At 71.1% G+C, this 19,550-nt stretch carries 17 protein-coding genes; 11 read left to right on the plus strand and 6 right to left on the minus strand.

The genetic code is table 11. The features are described from left to right. Both AC1DU4_RS14630 and AC1DU4_RS14635 read left to right on the plus strand, forming a co-directional pair. On the plus strand, nt 1-1,371 hold a 1,371-nt coding region (locus AC1DU4_RS14630), incomplete at its 5' end, for a putative PEP-binding protein (RefSeq protein WP_477840971.1). Nucleotides 1,372-1,403: 32 nt separating this feature from the next. Beyond that, nucleotides 1,404-2,429, plus strand: a complete 1,026-nt coding sequence (locus AC1DU4_RS14635) for a PHP domain-containing protein (protein ID WP_477841058.1) — start codon at nt 1,404-1,406, stop codon at nt 2,427-2,429. Here AC1DU4_RS14635 and AC1DU4_RS14640 read toward each other — a convergent pair. Beyond that, entirely contained in the window at nt 2,419-3,054 is a 636-nt protein-coding gene (locus tag AC1DU4_RS14640; protein WP_477840973.1) for a pyridoxamine 5'-phosphate oxidase family protein, read from the minus strand. The genes AC1DU4_RS14635 and AC1DU4_RS14640 overlap by 11 nt on opposite strands. Nucleotides 3,055-3,195: 141 nt before the next feature. Here AC1DU4_RS14640 and AC1DU4_RS14645 point away from each other — a divergent pair, with 141 nt between their 5' ends. Further along, a complete protein-coding gene (locus AC1DU4_RS14645; protein WP_477840975.1) occupies nt 3,196-4,488 on the plus strand; it encodes a uracil-xanthine permease family protein in 1,293 nt (430 codons plus the stop codon). A 122-nt stretch (nt 4,489-4,610) separates the two neighbouring features. Continuing rightward, nucleotides 4,611-5,753: an acyl-CoA dehydrogenase family protein gene (locus AC1DU4_RS14650; RefSeq protein ID WP_477840977.1), complete on the plus strand. Its 1,143-nt coding sequence runs from the start codon at nt 4,611-4,613 to the stop codon at nt 5,751-5,753. Between the two features lie 184 nt (nt 5,754-5,937). Here AC1DU4_RS14650 and lexA read toward each other — a convergent pair whose 3' ends face one another. Beyond that, complete coding sequence (lexA, locus tag AC1DU4_RS14655) at nt 5,938-6,660, minus strand: transcriptional repressor LexA (RefSeq protein ID WP_072844050.1); 723 nt, start codon at nt 6,658-6,660, stop codon at nt 5,938-5,940. 310 nt (nt 6,661-6,970) lie between these two features. Here lexA and AC1DU4_RS14660 point away from each other — a divergent pair, with 310 nt between their 5' ends. Together AC1DU4_RS14660 and nrdR are read left to right on the plus strand one after the other, a co-directional pair. After that, nucleotides 6,971-7,471 carry a LysM peptidoglycan-binding domain-containing protein gene (locus tag AC1DU4_RS14660; RefSeq protein WP_477840979.1) on the plus strand — a complete coding sequence of 167 codons (501 nt, stop codon included), beginning with the start codon at nt 6,971-6,973 and terminating at the stop codon, nt 7,469-7,471. Between the two features lie 126 nt (nt 7,472-7,597). Further along, nucleotides 7,598-8,062, plus strand: coding sequence for a transcriptional regulator NrdR (nrdR, locus tag AC1DU4_RS14665; RefSeq protein WP_477840981.1), 465 nt, complete (start codon nt 7,598-7,600; stop codon nt 8,060-8,062). A 53-nt stretch (nt 8,063-8,115) separates the two neighbouring features. On the opposite strand, the gene hrpA is transcribed toward nrdR, so the two are convergent. After that, on the minus strand, nt 8,116-12,030 hold the full coding sequence (hrpA, locus tag AC1DU4_RS14670; RefSeq protein ID WP_477841060.1) for an ATP-dependent RNA helicase HrpA: 3,915 nt from the start codon (nt 12,028-12,030) through the stop codon (nt 8,116-8,118). Between the two features lie 118 nt (nt 12,031-12,148). Here hrpA and AC1DU4_RS14675 point away from each other — a divergent pair, with 118 nt between their 5' ends. Both AC1DU4_RS14675 and AC1DU4_RS14680 read left to right on the plus strand, forming a co-directional pair. Beyond that, nucleotides 12,149-12,856 carry a Pr6Pr family membrane protein gene (locus tag AC1DU4_RS14675; RefSeq protein WP_477840983.1) on the plus strand — a complete coding sequence of 236 codons (708 nt, stop codon included), beginning with the start codon at nt 12,149-12,151 and terminating at the stop codon, nt 12,854-12,856. A gap of 44 nt (nt 12,857-12,900) precedes the next feature. Then, a complete protein-coding gene (locus tag AC1DU4_RS14680; protein WP_477841062.1) occupies nt 12,901-14,094 on the plus strand; it encodes an aminotransferase family protein in 1,194 nt (397 codons plus the stop codon). Nucleotides 14,095-14,162: 68 nt separating this feature from the next. Here the strand turns inward: AC1DU4_RS14680 and AC1DU4_RS14685 are convergent, their stop codons facing one another. Then, the gene (locus AC1DU4_RS14685) at nt 14,163-15,548 is read right to left on the minus strand and encodes a WS/DGAT/MGAT family O-acyltransferase (RefSeq protein ID WP_477840985.1); all 1,386 of its coding nucleotides are present in this window, start codon (nt 15,546-15,548) and stop codon (nt 14,163-14,165) included. 579 nt (nt 15,549-16,127) lie between these two features. Beyond that, complete coding sequence (locus AC1DU4_RS14690) at nt 16,128-16,379, minus strand: hypothetical protein (RefSeq protein ID WP_477840987.1); 252 nt, start codon at nt 16,377-16,379, stop codon at nt 16,128-16,130. Between the two features lie 17 nt (nt 16,380-16,396). On the opposite strand from AC1DU4_RS14690, the gene AC1DU4_RS14695 reads away from it, so the two are divergent. Beyond that, nucleotides 16,397-17,092: a hypothetical protein gene (locus AC1DU4_RS14695; RefSeq protein ID WP_477840988.1), complete on the plus strand. Its 696-nt coding sequence runs from the start codon at nt 16,397-16,399 to the stop codon at nt 17,090-17,092. On the opposite strand, the gene AC1DU4_RS14700 is transcribed toward AC1DU4_RS14695, so the two are convergent. Further along, a complete protein-coding gene (locus AC1DU4_RS14700; protein WP_477840991.1) occupies nt 17,043-17,960 on the minus strand; it encodes an alpha/beta fold hydrolase in 918 nt (305 codons plus the stop codon). The genes AC1DU4_RS14695 and AC1DU4_RS14700 overlap by 50 nt on opposite strands. A gap of 97 nt (nt 17,961-18,057) precedes the next feature. On the opposite strand from AC1DU4_RS14700, the gene AC1DU4_RS14705 reads away from it, so the two are divergent. Both AC1DU4_RS14705 and AC1DU4_RS14710 read left to right on the plus strand, forming a co-directional pair. Then, nucleotides 18,058-18,540: a MarR family winged helix-turn-helix transcriptional regulator gene (locus tag AC1DU4_RS14705; protein ID WP_477840994.1), complete on the plus strand. Its 483-nt coding sequence runs from the start codon at nt 18,058-18,060 to the stop codon at nt 18,538-18,540. Nucleotides 18,541-18,914: 374 nt separating this feature from the next. Continuing rightward, entirely contained in the window at nt 18,915-19,490 is a 576-nt protein-coding gene (locus AC1DU4_RS14710; protein WP_477840996.1) for a transglycosylase family protein, read from the plus strand. The last annotated feature ends 60 nt before the right edge of the window (nt 19,491-19,550 follow it).

Consider the following 19,550-nt stretch of genomic DNA (forward strand, 5'->3'; position numbering starts at 1 on the left):
GGCGCGGAGTCCGCGGCGGCCGCCGCCACCGAGCAGTTCGCGGCCGTCTTCACCAAGCTGGGCGGGCTGATGGCCGAGCGGGTGACCGACCTGCTCGACGTGCGGGACCGGGTGGTCGCCGAACTGCTCGGCGCCCCCGAACCGGGCATCCCGGCCCCGGCGGTGCCGTCGGTGCTGCTGGCCCGGGACCTGGCCCCGGCGGACACCGCCGTCCTGGACCCGGCCCTGGTCCTGGGCATCGCGACCACCCTCGGCGGCCCCACCAGCCACACCGCGATCATCGCCCGGCAGCTCGGCATCGCCTGCGTGGTCGGGGTCGCCGGCCTCGACGGCGTCGGCGTCGGCGCCCCGGTCCTGGTGGACGGCGCCGCCGGACGGGTGGAGGTCGAGCCCGACCCCGAGCGTGCCGCCGCCGCGGTCACCCGCGCCGCGCAGGTCCGCCGCCGCACCGAGTCCTGGACCGGCCCGGGGCGCACCCGCGACGGCCACCCGGTGGCGGTGCTGGCCAACGTGCAGGACGGCGCGGGCGCCCGCGCGGCCGCGTCGTCGGCGGCCGAGGGCGTCGGCCTGTTCCGCACGGAACTGGCGTTCCTGGACCGCGACACCGAGCCGACCGTCGAGGAGCAGGCGGCGATCTATTGCGAGGTGTTCGACGCCTTCGCCGGTTGCAAGGTCGTGGTCCGCACCCTCGACGCCGGCTCGGACAAGCCGCTCGAGTTTGCCGGTCCCGCCGACGAACCCAACCCGGCGCTCGGTGTGCGCGGCTACCGGATCGCGGCGGAGCATCCCGAGATGCTCGCGCGGCAGCTGGACGCGATCGCCGCGGCGGCGCACGAGTCGACCGCGTCGGTGCTGGTGATGGCCCCGATGATCGCGACCGTGGCCGAGGCGGCGGAGTTCGCCGCGGCCGTCCGGGCCCGCGACCTGGTGCCCGGGGTGATGGTGGAGGTGCCGTCGGCGGCGCTGCTCGCCGACCGGCTGCTCGAGCACGTCGACTTCCTCTCGCTCGGCACCAACGACCTGACCCAGTACACGATGGCCGCGGACCGGCTGTCCGCGTCGTTGGCCGCGCTGAGCGACCCGTGGCAGCCCGCCGTGCTGGCCCTGGTGGCCCGGACCGCCGCCGACGGCGCGCGGGCCGGGAAGCCGGTCGGCGTGTGCGGCGAGGCGGCCGCCGACCCGCTGCTCGCCTGCGTGCTGGCCGGGTTCGGGGTCACCTCGCTGTCGATGGCCGCCACCGCGGTCGCGGCCACCGGTTCGGCCCTGTCCGGCGCGGACCTCGCGCAGTGCCGCCGCGCGGCGGAGGCGGCGCTCGGCGGCGCCGACCCGCAGTCCGCCCGGGCGCGCGCGGCGCAGATCCTGCAGGGGTAGCCGAGTCGGGGGAGATGGCCCAGGATGAGGTGATGGACCCGGTCGAGGCGCTGCGGGAGGTCGCGTACTGGCTCGAGCGCGGGCGGGCCGAGACGCACCGGGTCAAGGCCTACCGCCGGGCCGCGGACATCGTGGCCGCGCTGTCGGCCGAGCAGCGAGAACGGTTGGGCCGCACCGAGACCTGGACCGCGCTGAGCGGGATCGGGCCGAAGACCGCCGCCGTGATCGCGGAGGCGTACGCGGGCCGGGTGCCGCGGTACCTGACCGAGGTCAAGGAGAAGGCCGGGCAGATCGGGGCCGGCGGCCGGGAGCTGCTGGCCGCCCTGCGCGGCGACCTGCACACCCATTCGGACTGGTCGGACGGCGGCAGCCCCATCGAGGAGATGATGCGCCGGGCGGCGCTGATCGGGCACGAGTACTGCGCGCTCACCGACCACTCGCCCCGGCTGACCGTCGCCAACGGGCTGTCCGCCGACCGGCTGCGTCGCCAGCTCGAGGTGATCGCCGAACTCAACGCCGAGCTGGCGCCCTTCCGCATCCTCACCGGCATCGAGGTCGACATCCTCGACGACGGCACTCTCGACCAGGACGAGCACCTGCTCGCCGAGCTGGACGTCGTGGTCGCCAGCGTGCACTCGAAGCTGTCGATGGAGCACGACGCGATGACCCGTCGGATGGTCCGCGCCGTCGCCAGCCCGCACGTGGACGTGCTCGGGCACTGCACCGGCCGGCTCGTCGAGGGCGCCCGCGGCACCAGGCCGGAGTCGAAGTTCAACGCGGAGGTGGTGTTCGAGGCCTGCCGGCAGTTCGGCACCGCGGTGGAGATCAACAGCCGGCCCGAGCGTCGCGACCCGCCGGCCCGGCTGATCGCGACGGCGCTCGAACGCGGCTGCCTGTTCGCCGTCGACACCGACGCGCACGCGCCCGGCCAGCTCGACTTCCAGGGCTACGGGTGCGAGCGGGCCCAGGCGAGCGCGGTGCCCGCCGAGCGGGTGGTCAACACCTGGCCGGCGGACGAGCTGCTGGCCTGGACCGCGGACCGCACCGTCAGTCGGTGACGGCGGCAGTGCCCGCGAGCTCGCGCGCGGCGGCCTTGGCGCCGAAGTAGTCCCCGCCCTTCCGCCGGACGTCGTCGCTGCCCCAGTCGCGGGTCCGCGGCACCGGTGCCATCCGCGGAATGTGCTTGCGGCAGTGGATGTACGCCTCCTCCACGTCGACCACCACCCACCGTTCCGGGGTGCGTCCGGCGGCGTGGACGTCCGGCAGGCCGGGGTGGGCGGCGCGCATCGCGTCGTCCTCGACGATGCGGGCGGAGCCGTTGACGTGCAGGCCGATCAGGTCCTCGACGAAGTCGACCATCAGGATCCCGATGTGCGGGTTCTCCCGGATGTTCCCCAGGCTGGCCATCACGCCGTTGCCGCGGTACTCGGGGTACGCCAGGGTCTGGGCGTCGAGCACGTGCAGGAAGCCGGGCTCGCCGGCGCGCAGGGACGAGTCGCACTCGCCGCGGGAGTCCGAGGTGGCGATGAAGGCCATCTCCTGCCGGCTGGTGAACTCGATCATGATCGGGTTCAGGTGGTCGAGGACCTGGTCGGAGTAGAACCGCTCGGCACGCTCGACCGTGCCGTGCTCGCGCTGCAGTTCACGTTCGCCGACACTCCCCGAAGTGTCACCAGATGTCATGGGGCTCCTAGTCGGTGGGGCCGGCCCGCCTGTGGGCGGAGGGTCGGCGTAACCGTAGCCCGGTCCAGCCGCCAGGCGCAGCACATCGTCGGCGGGGCGGCGCGGCCGACCGGACCCGGCCACGCGGCCTAGAATTTGCCCGTGACGAAGCAAGCGGACGACACGGCACGCGGCCCGGCCGGATTCGGGTGGCAGCTGCACGGCGACGGCAAGAACATCACCGTCGGCGAGGTGGTGGCCCCCCACGAGCGGCTGACCTGGCCGCGCACGGTGGGCATCGGCATGCAGCACGTGATCGCGATGTTCGGCGCCACGCTGCTGGTCCCGACGATCACCGGCTTCCCGGTCACCACGACGCTGCTGTTCTCCGGCATCGGCACGGCGCTGTTCCTGCTCATCACCCGGGGCCGGGTGCCGAGCTACCTGGGGTCGTCGTTCGCATTCATCGCGCCGCTGACCGCCTCCGCGGGGTACGGCCAGGCCGCGCAGCTCGGCGCGGTGTTGTCCGTGGGCCTGGTGCTGATGGCCGTGGGCCTGGTGGTCAAACTCGCGGGCCCCCGCGTCCTGGACGCGGTGATGCCGCCGGTGGTCACCGGCGCCGTGGTGGCCCTGATCGGCCTGAACCTCGCGCCCGCCGCCGTCGGCTCGTTCGAGGCGCAGCCGCTGATCGCCGTCGTCACCCTGCTGGCCATCCTGGTGGTCACCGCGGTCGGACCGGGCCTGCTGGGCCGGCTCGGCATCCTCGTCGGCGTGGTGGTCGGGTGGGTGTTCGCCTGGGGCACCGGCGGTCTCGCGGACGAGCGTGTCGACGCGCTGCGGGAGGCCGCCTGGATCGGGGTGCCACACCTGCGCGGGCCGTCGTTCGACTGGTCGGTCATCGCGCTGGCGCTGCCCGTGGTGATCGTGCTGATCGCCGAGAACGTCGGCCACGTCAAGGCGGTGGCAGCGATGGCCGGCCGCAACCTCGACGACATGGCCGGCAACGCGTTGATCGCCGACGGGCTCGCGACCACCCTCGCCGGTGCCGGCGGCGGCTCCGGCACCACCACCTACGCCGAGAACGTCGGCGTGATGGCGGCAACGCGCGTCTACTCGACGGCCGCCTACTGGGTGGCCGCCGTGACCGCGGTGGTGCTGGCGTTCTCGCCGAAGTTCGGCGCACTGGTGTTCACGGTGCCGGACGGCGTGATCGGCGGCGCGACCCTGGTGCTGTACGGCCTGATCGGCATTCTCGGCGTGCGGATCTGGATGGAGGCCAAGGTGGACTTCACCGACCCGGTGAACCTGACAGTGGTCGCGGCCGCGCTGGTGGCCGGCATCGGTGACCTCACCCTGCACCTCGGTTCCGTCGAACTCGGCGGCATCGCCTGGGGTTCGGTGGGCATCCTGGTCGGCTACCCGCTGATGCGTTGGCTGGCCAGGATGCGGCGCTAGGACAGGCGCGGCGGGGCCGGCCGCAAGGTTGGTCACGTTTCCCGATCGTTCGGGTCATCGACCGGTTCGCGGGGGTGGGCCTACCCTGGCAGCCAGGTAAGCCCGATCACACAGGAGCCTTGATGGAACGCACGCTTTTCGAGCCTGAGCACGAACTTTTCCGCGAGTCCTACCAGAAGTTCCTCGCGCAGGAAGTCGCTCCCCACCACGACCAGTGGGAGGAGCAGAACATCGTCGACCGTGAGGTCTGGAAGAAGGCGGGGGAGCAGGGCTTCCTCGGCATGGCGGTGCCCGAGGAGTACGGCGGCGGCGGAGTCGAGGACTTCCGCTACAACGCGATCATCACCGAGGAGACCACCCGCGGCGGCTTCAGCGGCGTCGGCTTCATGCTCCACAACGACGTCGTGGCGCCCTACCTGATCAAGCTCGCGAACGAGGAGCAGAAGCGGCGCTGGCTGCCCGGCTTCTGCTCCGGCGAGATCATCACCGCGATCGCGATGACCGAGCCCGGCACCGGCAGCGACCTGCAGAACATCAAGACCCGCGCCGTCCGCGACGGCGACGACTGGGTGCTCAACGGCTCCAAGACCTTCATCACCAACGGCATCAACGCCGACCTGGTGGTGGTGGTGGCCTGCACCGACCCCGACAAAGGCGCGCAGGGCTTCTCGCTGCTCGTCGTCGAGCGCGGCATGGCGGGCTTCGAGCGGGGCCGCAACCTCGACAAGATCGGGCTCAAGGCGCAGGACACCGCCGAGCTGAGTTTCACCGACGTCCGGGTGCCGGCCGCGAACCTCCTCGGCGAGGAGGGCATGGGCTTCATCTACCTGATGCAGAATCTGCCGCAGGAGCGGCTGTCGATCGCCGTCGTGGCGGCCGCCGCGATGGAGTCCTGCCTGGACATGACGATCCAGTACTGCCGCGACCGCAAGGCCTTCGGCAAGTCGATCGGCAGCTTCCAGAACACCCGGTTCGTGCTCGCCGAGCTCGCCACCGAGACCACCGCGGTCCGGATCCTGGTGGACAAGTTCATCGAGCAGCTCAACGCCGGGAAGCTGACCGTCCAGGAGGCCGCGATGGCCAAGTGGTGGACCACCGAGGCGCAGGTCAAGCTGATCGACCGCTGCCTGCAGCTGCACGGCGGCTACGGCTACATGCGGGAGTACCCGATCGCCAAGGCGTACATGGACTCCCGGGTACAGACCATCTACGGCGGCACCACCGAGATCATGAAGGAGATTATCGGTCGGGGCCTGAACCTGTAGAGCGACACCGATTCCCGACCTCACTCGCCGGCCTCGCCCGGCGGGTGAGCGCCGTCGAGGGTCGAAGCACCGCCAGGGCCGCGACGGACGATCCGTCGCGGCCCTGGCGTCTGCTCGGCCGGGACCCGGGCGTACCCGCGTCCGTTCGGCCGGGACCCGGGCGTACCCGCGTCCGCGACCGAGGTCAGAGCTTGCGGATCACCGTGACGACCTTGCCGAGAATCGCGGCGTCGTTGCCGGGGATGGGTTCGAACAGCGGGTTGTGCGGCATCAGCCACACCTCGCCCTTGGTCCGCTTGAACGTCTTTACGGTGGCCTCGCCGTCCAGCATCGCCGCGACGATGTCGCCGTTGTCGGCGACGCTCTGCTGCCGCACCACCACCCAGTCCCCGTCGCAGATGGCGGCGTCGCGCATCGACTCGCCGACCACCTTGAGCAGGAACAGCGAACCCTGCCCGACCAGCTCGCGCGGCAGCGGGAACACGTCCTCGATGGCCTCCTCCGCGAGGATCGGCCCACCGGCGGCGATCCGGCCCAGGACCGGGACGAAGGTCGGCTTCGGCATGACAGCCTCGGCGCCCTCGCCGCCCTGCGCGGCGTTCTCGAAGCCGGCCTCCGTGTCCGAGGCGGCGACGCCGTCGTCCAGACCGCGCACGTCGACCGCCCGCGGGCGGTTCGGGTCGCGCCGCAGGTAACCCTTCTTCTCCAGGGTGCGCAGCTGGTGCGCCACCGAGGAGGTGGAGGTGAGGCCGACGGCGTCGCCGATCTCGCGGATGCTCGGCGGGTACCCGCGTTCGCTGACGGATGCCCGGATCACCTCGAGGACCCGGCGCTGTCGGTCGGTGAGCCCCGCCGTGCGGCCGGCGCCGGCGACCGCCGAGCCGTCGTTGGAGCTTTTTTGCTTCATGGGTGGGCCTCCTGAGTAGCCGGGTCGGGTGCGTGCTGGTGGATCTCGACTGCTGGTGGAACTGGACTGCTGGCCGAACTGGATTGCGCTGTGGTGCTTGATGGTCGGCGTGGCCTGCCGTTGTCGACTTGCGTGTCGTCTGGATCGAATCTAGCCCGTTTTCCTGCGGTTTCCAAACATTTGTTCGACATGTTTGCTGTCAATTCGCGACATTGTCGATGTGTCGTGGTAGAAATCGAACAAGCGTTCTCTCGAACGCCTGATCGATAACTTCGGTCGAGCCCGATCGGCCTACCTGGCGGAGGTTCTGATGAGCGTGACGGTGGACAGCAGCGCGGCGTTTCCCGAGCGGTACACGGTTCCCGGGCAGGGAATGCCTCGGGGACGCCGGGTCGTTCGGCCGTCGGGCCGCGTCGGGGTGGAGCGCGGCAGCCGGCGATCGGACTCGCGGCAGCGGCCCGCAGGCTTCGTGAGCTACGAACGCGCTCGGGTGCCGCGGTCGCGGGCGCCGCACGGCCGGGCGCGCACGCAGGTCGAGTTCCCGACGATGCTGGCCGGGCTGCTGTGTTCGGCGCTGGTGGCGTTGGGCCTGTTCGGACTCGCTCAGTTGCGGTCGAACCCGACGGTGCCCGGCGCGACGGCGGTGGTGCAGGTGCGCGGCGGGGAGTCGCTGGGGCAGCTGGCGGCCCGGGTGGCGCCGCAGGCCCGGGTCGATCAGGTGGTGGAGCGCATCGTGGAGCTGAACGCGCTCGAGGGGGCGGGAGTGCACGCCGGGCAGTCGCTGGTGGTGCCGGTCTCGTCCGCGGGCTGAGTCGACGTGGGCGCTGAGACGGGCATCTGCACGCCGGAGTCGCACTCGGCGGTATCCTCGAACCCTGTTGGCCCTACCACATCCAGTGGGAGTATCGGGCTTCTCGGCTCRGACGAAGGATTCGCCATGCACTGCCCGTTCTGCCGACATCCCGATTCGCGCGTCGTCGACTCGCGGGAGGCCGACGAGGGTCAGGCCATCCGTCGGCGCCGCTCCTGTCCTGAGTGCGGCCGCCGTTTCACCACCGTCGAGACCGCGGTGTTGTCGGTGGTCAAGCGCAGCGGGGTCACCGAACCGTTCAGCCGCGAGAAGGTCGTTCGCGGCGTCCGCCGGGCCTGCCAGGGCCGGGCGGTGGACGACGACGCCCTCTACAAGCTCGCCCAGAAGGTCGAGGAGGCCATTCGCGCAGGCGGGTCCGCCGAGGTGCCGAGCAACGAGGTGGGCCTGGCGATCCTGGGGCCGCTGCGCGACCTCGACGAGGTGGCCTACCTCCGATTCGCCTCTGTCTACCGGTCATTCACCTCGGTGGAGGACTTCGAGCGCGAGATCAAGGACCTGCAGGCGCACCGCGACAACGTCGGCGGCGGGTAACGCCGCGCCCGGGTGCGGAGGGCTGTTCGGCCGTCGGCGCCCCGGTCGCGGCGCTACTTGGTGATCGAGGCGATCGTCTTGCGAATACGCTTGTCGGACACCGGCTGCGGGGTTCCGAGGGACTGCGCAAACAGGCTCACCCGCAGCTCCTCGATCATCCAGCGGACCGCCTCGACGTCCGGGTCGAACTGCCGGCGCGGGTCGAGCCGCGTCAGCATCCTGGCGTAGTCGTCGTAGACCGCGTCCAGCACCGCGAGGGCCTGCCGGTCCCGGGTCGCGGAGCCGGGCAGTGCCTCGAGCCGCTTGATCGCGCCGTCCAGGTACCTCGGCAGCTCGCGCAGTCGCACGGCGCCGGTGTCCGCGACGAAACCGGGGTACACCAACGACTCCAGTTGCTCGCGGACGTCGTCGGCGGCCTCGCCCGAGGTGCGGTCGAGCAGCAGTCGCAGCCGGTGCGCCCGGTCGAGGACGGGTACCACCAGACGCACCAACGCGGCCACCTGCCGCGGCAGCTCGGGGCGCACCGCCGCCTCGAGCTTCTGGTAGCCCTCCGGGGTACGGGACGGACCGCCGTGCGCGTCCATCAGCGCGTCCACCGCGCAGGCGCGGCAGTCCTCCACCAGGGCCTCCACGCTCCCGTGCGGGTTCTGCCCCAGTGCCAGCCGGTCCCGGGTGCCGAGCCCGCCGACCGCGGACTTCGTCGGCGTCGGGATCGCCCGCAGCAGCAGCGCCCGGGTGCCGTCCCGCATGGCCCGTCGCTGCTCGGCCGGCGTCGCGAACACCCGCACCGCGACGCCGCGGGCCTCCGGGGCCAGCGCCGGGTACCCGACGACCTTCTGCCCGCCGAGGGTGCGCGAGACCGATTCCGGCAGCGACCCCAGCGTCTCCGACGTCCACACCGTGGCCGCGGGCCGCTCGGTCGTCGCGGTCGCCCGCGAGACCTCCTTCGCCACCCGGGGGGCGAGCTGTTCACGCAACTGGATCAGGCTCTTGCTGCGTCCGAGCACCTTGCCGCCGGGGTCCACCGCGGCGAAGGTCATCCGCAGGTGGTCCGGCACCGCGGTCAGGTCGAAGTCGGTGGGCGCGATGGGGGTGCCGGCCATCCGCGAGAGTTCCCGCGCGATCGCGACGGTCAGCGGCTCGGCGCGGGCCTTGACCGCGGACAGAGCCGCCCGGGCGTAGTCCGGCGCCGGAACGACGGTGCGCCGCAGCGCCTTCGGCAGCGACTTGATCAGTGCGGTGACCAGTTCCTCGCGCATGCCGGGGACCAGCCACTCGAAGCCGACGTCCCGCAGCTGCGCCAGCAGGGCCACCGGGATGCGGGCGGTGACGCCGTCGTCCTCGGTGCCCGGCTCGAACTGGTAGGTCAGCGGGAACGAGATGTCGCCCTGGCGCCAGGTGTTCGGGTAGTCGCCGCCGAGCACCCCGGCGGCGTCGGCGTTCACCACGGTCTTGGCGGTGAACGTCAGCAGGTCCGGGTCGGCGCGGCGGGCCTGCTTCCACCAGGTGTCGAAGTGCTTGGCGGACACCGCCTCAGGGCCGACGCGCTCGTCGTAGAACTCGAAGAGCGTCTCGTCGTCGACCAGGATGTCGCGCCGGCGGGCCCGGGTCTCCATCTCTTCGACGTCGTCGAGCAGGGCGCGGTTCTGGTGGAAGAACTTGTGCTGGGTCTGCCACTCGCCCTGCACCAGCGCGTGCCGGATGAACAGCTCCCGCGAGGCCTCCGGGTCGATGGTGGCGTAGCCGACGGCGCGCTTGGCGACCAGCGGGATGCCGTAGAGCGTGACCCGCTCGTAGGCCATCGCGGCGGCCCGCTTGGTGGACCAGTGCGGCTCCGAGTAGGTGCGCTTGACCAGGTGCGGGGCCAGCTTCTCGGCCCACTCCGGTTCGATGCCCGCGGCCATCCGGCCCCACAGCCGGGTGGTCTCCACCAGTTCGGCGGCCATCACCCAGCGCGGCGGCTTCTTGAACAGCGACGACCCGGGGAACACCGCGAACCGGGCGCCGCGGGCGCCGAGGAAGTCCCGCTTCTCGCCCTCGCGCAGGCCGATGTGCGAGAGCAGCCCGGACAGCAGCGCCTGGTGCACCGAGGCCTCGCTCGCGGGCTGGTCGTTGCCGGTCCAGCCGAGGCCGCGGGTGATCTGGGAGAGCTGGCCGTGCAGGTCCTGCCACTCCCGGATCCGCAGCCAGTGCAGGAACTCGCTCTTGCACATCTTGCGGAACTGGTTGGAGGAGAGCTCCCGGCGCTGCTCGCGGAGGTAGTCCCAGAGCTTGAGGTAGGCGAGGAAGTCCGAGCCGGCGACGTTGAACCGGGCGTGCTTCTCGTCGGCGGCCTGCTGGTGTTCGGCGGGCCGCTCGCGCACGTCCTGAATCGACAGTGCGGCGACGATGATCAGGGTCTCGCGCAGGCAGCCCGTGTTGTGGGCCTGCGCGAGCATCCGGGCCATCCGCGGGTCGACCGGCAGCTGGGCCAGCTCCCGCCCGACGGGGGTGAGCTCGGCGACCGCGTCCTTGCCGGCCGGCTTGATCGCGCCGAGCTCCTCGAGCAGCGCGATGCCGTCCCGGATGGCGCGCGGGTCCGGCGCCTCCACGAACGGGAACGCGGCGATGTCGCCGAGACCGAGGGCGGTCATCTGCAGGACCACCGACGCCAGGTTGGTGCGCAGGATCTCGGGTTCGGTGAACTCGGGCCGGGACTCGAAGTCCTCCTCGGAGTACAGCCGGATGCAGATGCCGTCGGCGACGCGGCCGCAGCGGCCCGCGCGCTGGCGGGCCGAGGCCTGCGAGATCTCCTCGATGGGCAGTCGCTGGACCTTGGTGCGCACGGAGTAGCGGGAGATGCGGGCCGTGCCCGGGTCCACCACGTAGCGGATGCCGGGCACCGTCAGCGACGTCTCCGCGACGTTCGTCGAGAGCACCACCCGGCGGCCGGTGTGCCGCTCGAAGACCCGGTGCTGCTCGGCCGCGGACAGCCGGGCGTACAGCGGCAGGATCTCGGTGCCGCGCAGTTTGCGCTCGCGCAGCGCCTCGGCGGTGTCGCGGATCTCGCGTTCGCCGGACAGGAACACCAGGATGTCGCCGTCGCCCTCGGCCATCAGTTCCTCGACCGCCTCGCCGACGGCGTCGACCGGGTCGCGGTCGATGGTCTGCTCGCCCACGTCGACGCTCAGCGGGCGGTAGCGCATCTCCACGGGGAAGGTGCGGCCGGACACCTCGACGATCGGCGCAGGGACGCCGTTCACGGTGAAGTGCTCGGCGAACCGTTCCGGGTCGATGGTGGCGGAGGTGATGATCACCTTCAGGTCGGGCCGCCGCGGCAACAGTTCGCGGAGGTAGCCGAGGATGAAGTCGATGTTGAGGCTGCGCTCGTGGGCCTCGTCGATGATCAGGGTGTCGTAGCGGCGCAGCAGGCGGTCGCGCTGGATCTCCGCGAGCAGGATGCCGTCGGTCATCAGCTTGACCAGGGTGCCGTCGGAGACCTGGTCGGTGAACCGGACGGTGTAGCCGACGGCCTCGCCGAGCGGGGTGTCGAGTTCCTCGGCGATCCGCTCGGCGACGGTGCGGGCGGCGAGCCGGCGCGGCTGGGTGTGCCCGATCAGCCCGCGCACCCCGCGGCCCAGGTCCAGGCAGATCTTCGGGATCTGGGTGGTCTTGCCGGAGCCGGTCTCGCCGGCCACGATCACCACCTGGTGTGCCTCGATGGCCGCGGCGATGTCGTCGCGCCGGGAGCTGACCGGCAGGCCCTCGGGGTAGCTGGTCTTCGGCACGCCCGTCCGGCGTGAGGCGACCCGGGCCTGGGCCTGGTTCACCTCACGGGCGAGGGCGGCGAGGGCCTCCGGGGTGCGGGCGCGGTCGAGCTTGCGGCGGAGCCGGTGCTCGTCGCGGAGGGTGAGGTCGGGGAGGAGCCTCTTGAGCTCGCGGCGGTCGAGGCCGGGCTGTGCGGCGGGCGGGGTGCCGGGCGGGGTCATGGGCTCTGTGTTCGACATGCTCGTGCCAGCGTATCGAACGCGGTCGGCGGGTTGCGCAGGCCGGAACCGGTGCGCGTCGGTCCGGCTACGCGGCGGGCCGGCGTGCGAGCATTCGCGGGTGACTGCTGCCACCATCACCGGCACGACGGTGTACCCACACACGAGCCCGATCATCCGCGTGTTGCGGCTGGTGTTCGCCGCGGTCGGCGTCGTCGCGCTGGCCTGGATCCCGCTCCGCAACATCGACAGCGACGTCTTCTCCGTCGTCAACTACTTCAGCTACTTCACGATCATGAGCAACGTGCTCGCGGTGGTGGTGCTGGCGGTCGGGGCGGTGGCCGACCCGCAGTCGCGCGGCTGGCAGCTCTTCCGAGGCGCCACCACGGTGTACATGGTCATCACCGGGATCATCTATGCCGTCCTGCTGGCCAACGTCGACGTCATGCTCAAGGACGCGTGGATCAACAGCCTGCTGCACCGGATCCTGCCGCTGGTGATCCTGCTCGACTGGCTGCTCGCGCCGCCGCGGATGCGGATCGCCGACCGGGCCAGCGTCGTCTTCGTGGCGTTCCCGCTGGCCTACGGCATCTACACGCTGATCCGGGGGCCGGTCGTGGACTGGTACCCCTATCCGTTCATCGACCCCCGCACGCAGGGGTACCTGCAGATGGCGATCGGGCTCGTGGTCCTGCTGCTGGCGATGCTGCTGATGTCGCTGGCGGTCAACGCGGCCGGGCGGATGGCGAGCGGGTGGCGATACGGTAGTTCGGCGCGCCGGTCTGCGGCGCAGCAGAGCGAGAGCGGCGAGAGCGAGGTCGAACAGTGAGTTCGAAGACATCGGCGGGTGCCCTGTGGCACGGGTTCGCGGACATGGGCGCGGTGCGGCAGGACGGCGCCTTCGTCGTCAGTCGCGGTGAGGGCGCGTACATCTGGGACGACGAGGGCACCCGGTACCTCGACGCGACGGCCGGCCTGTGGTTCACCAACGTCGGGCACGGTCGCAAGGAGATCGCCGACGCCGTCGCCGCCCAGCTCACGACGATCGCGCACTACTCGAACTTCGGCGACTTCGTCCCCGAGACGACGGCGGCGCTGGCCGAGCGGCTCGCGGCGATCGCGCCGGTGCCCGGGAGCAAGATCTTCTTCACCTCCGGCGGGTCCGACTCGGTGGACACCGCGGCCAAGCTGGCGCGGCGCTACTGGCACGAGATGGGCAAGCCCGGCAAGCGGATCGTGGTCGGCCGCCAGAAGGCGTACCACGGCATGCACGTCGCCGGCACCGCGCTGGCCGGCATCCCGGTCAACCGGGAGGGCTACGGCGAGCTGATGGCCGACGCGCGCACCGTGGCGTGGGACGACGCGAAGTCGCTGCTCGAACTGATCGAGCGGGAGGGCGCCGACACCATCGCCGCGTTCTTCTGCGAGCCGATCATCGGCGCCGGCGGGATCTACCTGCCGCCCGAGGGGTACCTGCGCGAGGTCCGCGAGATCTGCCGCGACCACGACATCCTGTTCGTCGTCGACGAGGTCGTCACCGGGTTCGGCCGCATCGGTGGATCCTGGTTCGCCTCCACCCGTTTCGACCTGCAGCCGGACATGGTGACCACCGCCAAGGGACTGACCTCCGGGTACGTCCCGATGGGCGCGGTGTTCATCGCGCCGAACGTCGCGGAGCCGTTCTTCGCGGGCGGGGTCTGGTGGCGGCACGGCTACACCTACGGCGGGCACGCCGGTGCGGCCGCCGCGGCGATGGCCAACCTGGACATCATCGAGCGGGAGAACCTGCTCGACGACGCCGCCCGGCTCGAGCGCACGCTGCACGAGCAGTTCGCGCCGCTGGCCGAGCACCCGCGGGTCCAGGAGGTGCGCAGCGGACTCGGCGCGGTCGCGGCCGTGCAGCTCGCCGACCCGGCCGAGGCGCTGCCGTTCGTGAAGGCGCTGCGCAAGTTCGGCATCTCGGGCCGGGCGGCCGGCGTCGGGGCCATGCAGTTCTCGCCGTCGTTCGTGATGACCGACGAGCAGGTCGCCGAGATGGCGGCGGGCGTCCTCGCGGCGCTCGGCTAGGCAGCTGCCGCTGCCCGTGAGCCTTTTGGTCGCTCCAGGCACCAAAAGGCTCACGGGCGCCGGAGGCGCTACAACCCGACCGCCGCCTCGAGGGCGTCGAGTTCGTCGTCGAGGCATCCCAGCAGCGGAGCCAGTGGCGGCACGCTGCGACGGCATCCGGTGATGCCGAACGCGATCTCGTCGTCGGTGCTGGTGATGGTGATGTTCAGGGCCTGCCCGTCGACGGCGATCGACAGTGGGTAGAGCGCAGTCAGCCGCGCGCCGTTCCAGTACAGCGGCATGCCCGGCCCCGGCACGTTGGAGATCATCACGTTCGGGGGCCGGATGGGCGCCCGCTCGCCGAAGAGCACCCCGAGCACCAGCGGGACGGCGCCGAGCGCGCTCATCGCCAGGATCTCGCCCGAACTCCTGGTGCTCATCTCCTCCTTGCCCTCACCCATCGTCTTGCGGACCGCGTCGAACCGCTCTGCGGGCTCCTCGAGATCGGTGGCCAGATTGCACGAGAGAAGCCCGAAGTCGTTGCCGGACTTGCTCTCCACCCCTTCCCGCCGCAGCGAGACCGGCACCAGTGCCACGAGGGGATCGGCGGGGAGGACGTCGAGCTCGTCCAGGTAGCTGCGCAGCGCACCGGAGCACATCGCGAGGACCACGTCGTTGATGGTGGCGTCGCCCGCCTTCGCGACCAGGCGGAGCCGCTCGATCGGCCAGGACCTGGCGGCGAAGCGGCGGGCCCCGCCGATCGGCACGTTGAGAATGCTCTTCGGGGCGGCGAGCGAGAGCGAGCCGCCGCGGTTGTTGCGCGCCCGGTCGACGGTGGTCGCGAGCACCGGCAGCAGGCCGAACGCGCCGCGAACCGCGCCGACGGCCACGCCCGGCAGGTCGAGCAGGCTGAGGCCGTCGGGCGCGGCGGCATGGACCGTCGCCGGACGTTCCCGCGCCAGCGGCTCCCACGGTGCCGGCATCCCGCGCTCACCCGAGTCCTCGCTGAGAGTGCTGCGCAACAGCTTCATCGCGGAGACGCCGTCGGTCACCGCATGGTGGATCTTCATGTACACGGCGAAGCGCCCGTCCGCCAGGCCCTCGATCAGGTGCATCTCCCACAGTGGCCGGTTGCGGTCGAGCAGGTGCGCGTGCAGGCGTGAGACCAGTTCGAGGAGTTCCTTGACGCCGCCCGGCTGCGGCAGGGCGCTGTGACGAATGTGGTGGCTGAGGTCGACGTCGACGTCCTCTTCCCAGCCCCACTGCCCGAGCGAGGTCAGCGATCGCCGCGGGCGCTTGCGCAGCACCGGCGACACCGCCCCGCCGGCCAGTGCGGAGTCGAGCATGGCCCGCACATCGTCGGCATCGCCGCCTTCCGGCGGGGCGAAGAGCGCAAGCCCTCCGACGTGCATCGGATGCTCGCGAGACTCGCCGAGCAGGAACATCGAATCGGCCGGTGACATCGGTAATAGCATGATTTCGCCTGTTCTCTTTTAGCCCGTGCCCGGACCCTGCGGTCCGGCCCCCCGGGGACCTCGATACAGGCCGCGTCCTGTGCGTGTTTCCCACCAAAACATCGCCAATGAATCAAGATCACGAACCTGGATCAGTAGTGATCTGTTCTACATGATTTGTGAGCGACCACCAACCCGAACGGGGAGACTGGTGCGGCGCACGGGCTCGAGTGTCCGGTTGCCGGCGATCCGGTCGGCCCGACACATCCGGAACCGGGGTGTCGATCTGAGATCCGACGTCTGAACTGGACTCATGCCGCGACGACGAGGTCGAGACGGGTTCCGTCGCGGGGCCCTAGGCCCGGGCGGCCGGCGGCCGGGAGCGCCTGCCGCGGTGCGTTCATTCAGCGTTCATTCATTCATTCGATCGACCACGAAAGGATGCGCGCGATCGATTACGGCAGATCGAAGTCTGCAACATTCCCTGCCGCGTCCTTGTTCAATGATCTGGGCGATTAATGGTCAAGGTTTCCCATTTTGGTTGAGGATTGATTCAATTCAATTCCGTCGGAGCGCATTAGCGGCATTGGTGCCGACGACTCACCGGCGCCGGAGGCACGTGAGGCGTTGCCGGAGGCTGGGTCTGACGGGTGTGAGATCCACCGTCGGCCGCTCGGACGCGGCGGCTGTGGTGGCCTGGGCGAAGCGGGCGTGCAGTTGGGAGCGCACCTCGTCGGGGGAGTAGGCGCGGCGCTTGCGCTCGGCGCGGACCGTCAACGCCCCCGTGGCGGCGACGCCGACCATGCCGGCGAGGCCGACGAACTTCCACAGGTGCCTGCCTTCGATTCCCATCGCTCTAGGCTAGGTGGATGAGCAGGCGGATGCACGAATCACAGGTGAGCCTGGACGTGGCGGTCGAGGCCACCCGGACCGGCGACATCTGGATCTTCCGTGGACATTCCGGCGCGGACCGGGCCATCCAGACGCTGACCAACAGCCCCGTCAATCACGTCGGGATGTCGGTGGTGCTCGACGACATGCCGCCGCTGATGTGGCATGCCGAGCTCGGACATTCGTTGCAGGACATGTGGACCGGGCGATTCCAGCGGGGCGTCCAGCTGCACGACCTGCGTCAGGCCGTGCAGGTCTGGGGCGCTCGGTACGGTCAGCGCGGCTGGCTGCGTCAGCTGGACCGGCCCGTCACCCGGGAGCAGGAGGACGAGCTGCTGCGGACCGTTGCCCGGCTCGACGGCACCCCGTTCCCGTCGACGGCGAAGCTGGCCTCGCGCTGGTTCGGCGGCCGACTTCCGGCGTTGCGCAGGCGATCCCGGGAGGAGAAGGCCGCCGGGCTCGAGAGTGCGTACTGCGCCGAGGTGGTCGCGCAGACCTACGAGTCGATGGGTCTGCTCACCGAGCGGAAGAAGACGAACTGGTACGACCCGGGACGGTTCTGGAGCGGTGACCGACTGCCGCTGGCCCCGGGCGTCGAGCTGGGCCGGGAGATCGCCGTCCTGCTCAGCGACGATGACCTGGCGGCGGGTCGGCCACCGGACCCGCATCGCTGAGGGCGCCGAGCAGGGCGCGGTTCAGATCGGCGGCGGGGATCATCGGCATGGTGTGGTGCGTGGTGCCGTCGACGACGACGGTGCGCAGTCGCGGGTTCGACTCAGCGACGGTGACTTTCAGTTTTCTGCTGTCGTGCACCTTGCTGCCGGCGGCGAGGAGCACCGTGGTGGCGGGCGTCAGGGTGGCGAGAACGTCCCGGCCCGGGCGCTTGGGCACGACGGTTTTCGACTTCGGGAAATGCGCTGCGCCAAGGGCGATGAGCTCCAGCCAGTCCTCGTCCAGACCCCGGCCGTCGGTCTCCCACCGGATGAAGTCGCGTTGGCGCTTCTCGGTGGGCCGCGCCAGCAGGGGGACCGCGCGGGCGAGGTACTGCGCGCGCATGCCGGCGAAACACGAACTGGGGTCCAGCAGCACCAGGTTCTTCACGCGGCCCGGCTCACGCAGCGCGTAGGCGAGCGCGATCATCGCCCCGTAGGAGTGGCCGACGAGACCGAACTCGTCCAGGCCCGCCGTCGTCACGACGGCGTCGAGCCAGGACGTGAGGTCCTCGGCGGCCCGCGGCGGCGTGGCCCCGGCGGCGCTCCGGCCGGGGTCGCCGATCAGGTCGACGGCGAACACCCGGTGCCGCTCGGCGAGCGCGGCGATGTTCCCGAACCACACCGTCGAGGTGGCCCCACCGCCCGGCAGCAGCACCACCGGCGGGGCGTCGGCCGGCCCGCACACGTTGACCCGGGTGGTCCCGTGCGCCGACTCGAGATCGACGCCGGTGACCTCGACCGGCCACTTCGCCAGCACGCGGTCGTAGGCGCGGTAGAAGGCGGATCCTGCGGGGGTGGCTGCGAAGGCTGCCGTCGACAACGGGGGCATCCGGGTCTCCTCGTCTCAATTTAGTTCGAGCGATCGAGATAATTGGTGTGTCGAGATAGTAGATTGGCCGGGTGATGTTGTCGAGCAGGAGGCCGTGATGGGTGTCGGACGCGAACCGGACGGGGATTCCCTTGCCACCGTGCATCGTCTGCGGGCGCTGACGGTCGAGCTGCACCTGCTGGGCGCGGAGTTCGCGCGCGTGCACGGACTGCACCCGACCGACGTCCGGGCGTTGATCTGCCTCCTCGACGCGGACCGCGGAGGTCGGGCGGCGACACCGGGGTGGTTGGCGCAGGAGCTCCACCTGAACTCGGCGTCGGTGACCGCGCTGGTCGACCGGATGGAGAAGGCGGGGCACGTCCGGCGCGAGCGCGACCCCCGCGACCGCAGGCGGGTCCTGCTGGCCGTCACGCCCGCCGCCATGGAGCTCGGCTGGTCGTTCTTCGGGCCGGTGATCGCGAACGCGTCCGCGGCCCTCGACGGTTACAGCGACGCGGAGAGGGCGACGGTCGTCAAGTTCCTGGGCGACATGCGATCCGCGATCGAGGCGGCCCGGCCGGGCGGGGACGTCGAGCGGTAGGCGGCAGGCCCGGACGGTGTGACCGGCGCCACAATTGTGCTGTGTCGGTCGTCACCTTACGGCCGTGTAACTACCGCGATGTGACTTTCGGGGATCGCCGACCGGGCCTGCGGGAACCTCGGACCGGGAGTTCGGGAGCGGTACGGCTGTGCCAGAAATGTGTGCCGTGATCTGTCCGTGACCATCCCCTACGGTCAGAACCAGCCCGAAACAGCCGGGCAAACGCCGGTCCGCCACCGCTCGATCTCGCCCCGCGGACCGGAATCGCCGAAATCCCTTCAGGGGCGGGAGCGAGACGGACGCAGCACCAGGGCGACGACGCAGTTGTCGCCGGTGGTCCACCTCGCCGGCGGGAGCGGAGAGGATCCACGTTCATGACCGATTTCACCATCAAGCGCGCCCTCGGCGCCGTCGTCGCCACCGGCGCCCTCGTTGCGGTCCCGATGGCCCTGGCCACCGGAACCGCCTCCGCGCAGGGCCACGACTGGTCCGGCGTCGCGCAGTGCGAGAGCGGCGGCAACTGGAACACCAACACCGGTAACGGCTTCTCCGGTGGCCTGCAGTTCACCCCCAGCACCTGGGCGGCCTACGGCGGCACCGGCAACGCGGCGGACGCCAGCCAGGCCGAGCAGGTCCGCGTCGCGGAGAACGTGCTCGCGGGCCAGGGCGCCGGCGCGTGGCCCGTGTGTGGTCAGTACCTGACCGCCGGCACCACCGCCGCCGGCTACGAGACCACCGTCTCCGACGTTGCCGAGCCGGTCCTGGCGTCGGCCCCCGTCGCGTCCACCCCCGCCGCGTCCACCCCGGCACCTGCGGGCGGCACCTACGTGGTCGTCTCGGGCGACACCCTCTCGGGCATCGCCGCCGCGCACGGCGTCTCGGTGGATTCGCTGGCCGGCCAGGTCCAGAACGTCGACCTGATCTTCCCGGGCCAGACCCTGTCGGTCTGACCTCAGTGTCGGTCTGACCTCGACGACGAGGGGGCCGAGTCAAGTGACTCGGCCCGCCCC

The sequence above is a fragment of the Rhodococcus sp. P4_F5 genome (assembly GCF_056401315.1).

Excerpts from the sequence above, each read along its gene's own strand:
- AC1DU4_RS14635 (WP_477841058.1), top strand. The coding sequence starts at position 1,404 with ATGGACCCGGTCGAGGCGCTGCGGGAGGTCGCGTACTGGCTCGAGCGC.
- AC1DU4_RS14640 (WP_477840973.1), bottom strand. The coding sequence starts at position 3,054 with ATGACATCTGGTGACACTTCGGGGAGTGTCGGCGAACGTGAACTGCAG.
- AC1DU4_RS14650 (WP_477840977.1), top strand. The coding sequence starts at position 4,611 with ATGGAACGCACGCTTTTCGAGCCTGAGCACGAACTTTTCCGCGAGTCC.
- lexA (WP_072844050.1), bottom strand. The coding sequence starts at position 6,660 with ATGAAGCAAAAAAGCTCCAACGACGGCTCGGCGGTCGCCGGCGCCGGC.
- AC1DU4_RS14660 (WP_477840979.1), top strand. The coding sequence starts at position 6,971 with ATGAGCGTGACGGTGGACAGCAGCGCGGCGTTTCCCGAGCGGTACACG.
- nrdR (WP_477840981.1), top strand. The coding sequence starts at position 7,598 with ATGCACTGCCCGTTCTGCCGACATCCCGATTCGCGCGTCGTCGACTCG.
- hrpA (WP_477841060.1), bottom strand. The coding sequence starts at position 12,030 with ATGACCCCGCCCGGCACCCCGCCCGCCGCACAGCCCGGCCTCGACCGC.
- AC1DU4_RS14680 (WP_477841062.1), top strand. The coding sequence starts at position 12,901 with ATGGGCGCGGTGCGGCAGGACGGCGCCTTCGTCGTCAGTCGCGGTGAG.
- AC1DU4_RS14685 (WP_477840985.1), bottom strand. The coding sequence starts at position 15,548 with ATGCTATTACCGATGTCACCGGCCGATTCGATGTTCCTGCTCGGCGAG.
- AC1DU4_RS14690 (WP_477840987.1), bottom strand. The coding sequence starts at position 16,379 with ATGGGAATCGAAGGCAGGCACCTGTGGAAGTTCGTCGGCCTCGCCGGC.
- AC1DU4_RS14695 (WP_477840988.1), top strand. The coding sequence starts at position 16,397 with ATGAGCAGGCGGATGCACGAATCACAGGTGAGCCTGGACGTGGCGGTC.
- AC1DU4_RS14700 (WP_477840991.1), bottom strand. The coding sequence starts at position 17,960 with ATGCCCCCGTTGTCGACGGCAGCCTTCGCAGCCACCCCCGCAGGATCC.
- AC1DU4_RS14705 (WP_477840994.1), top strand. The coding sequence starts at position 18,058 with ATGGGTGTCGGACGCGAACCGGACGGGGATTCCCTTGCCACCGTGCAT.
- AC1DU4_RS14710 (WP_477840996.1), top strand. The coding sequence starts at position 18,915 with ATGACCGATTTCACCATCAAGCGCGCCCTCGGCGCCGTCGTCGCCACC.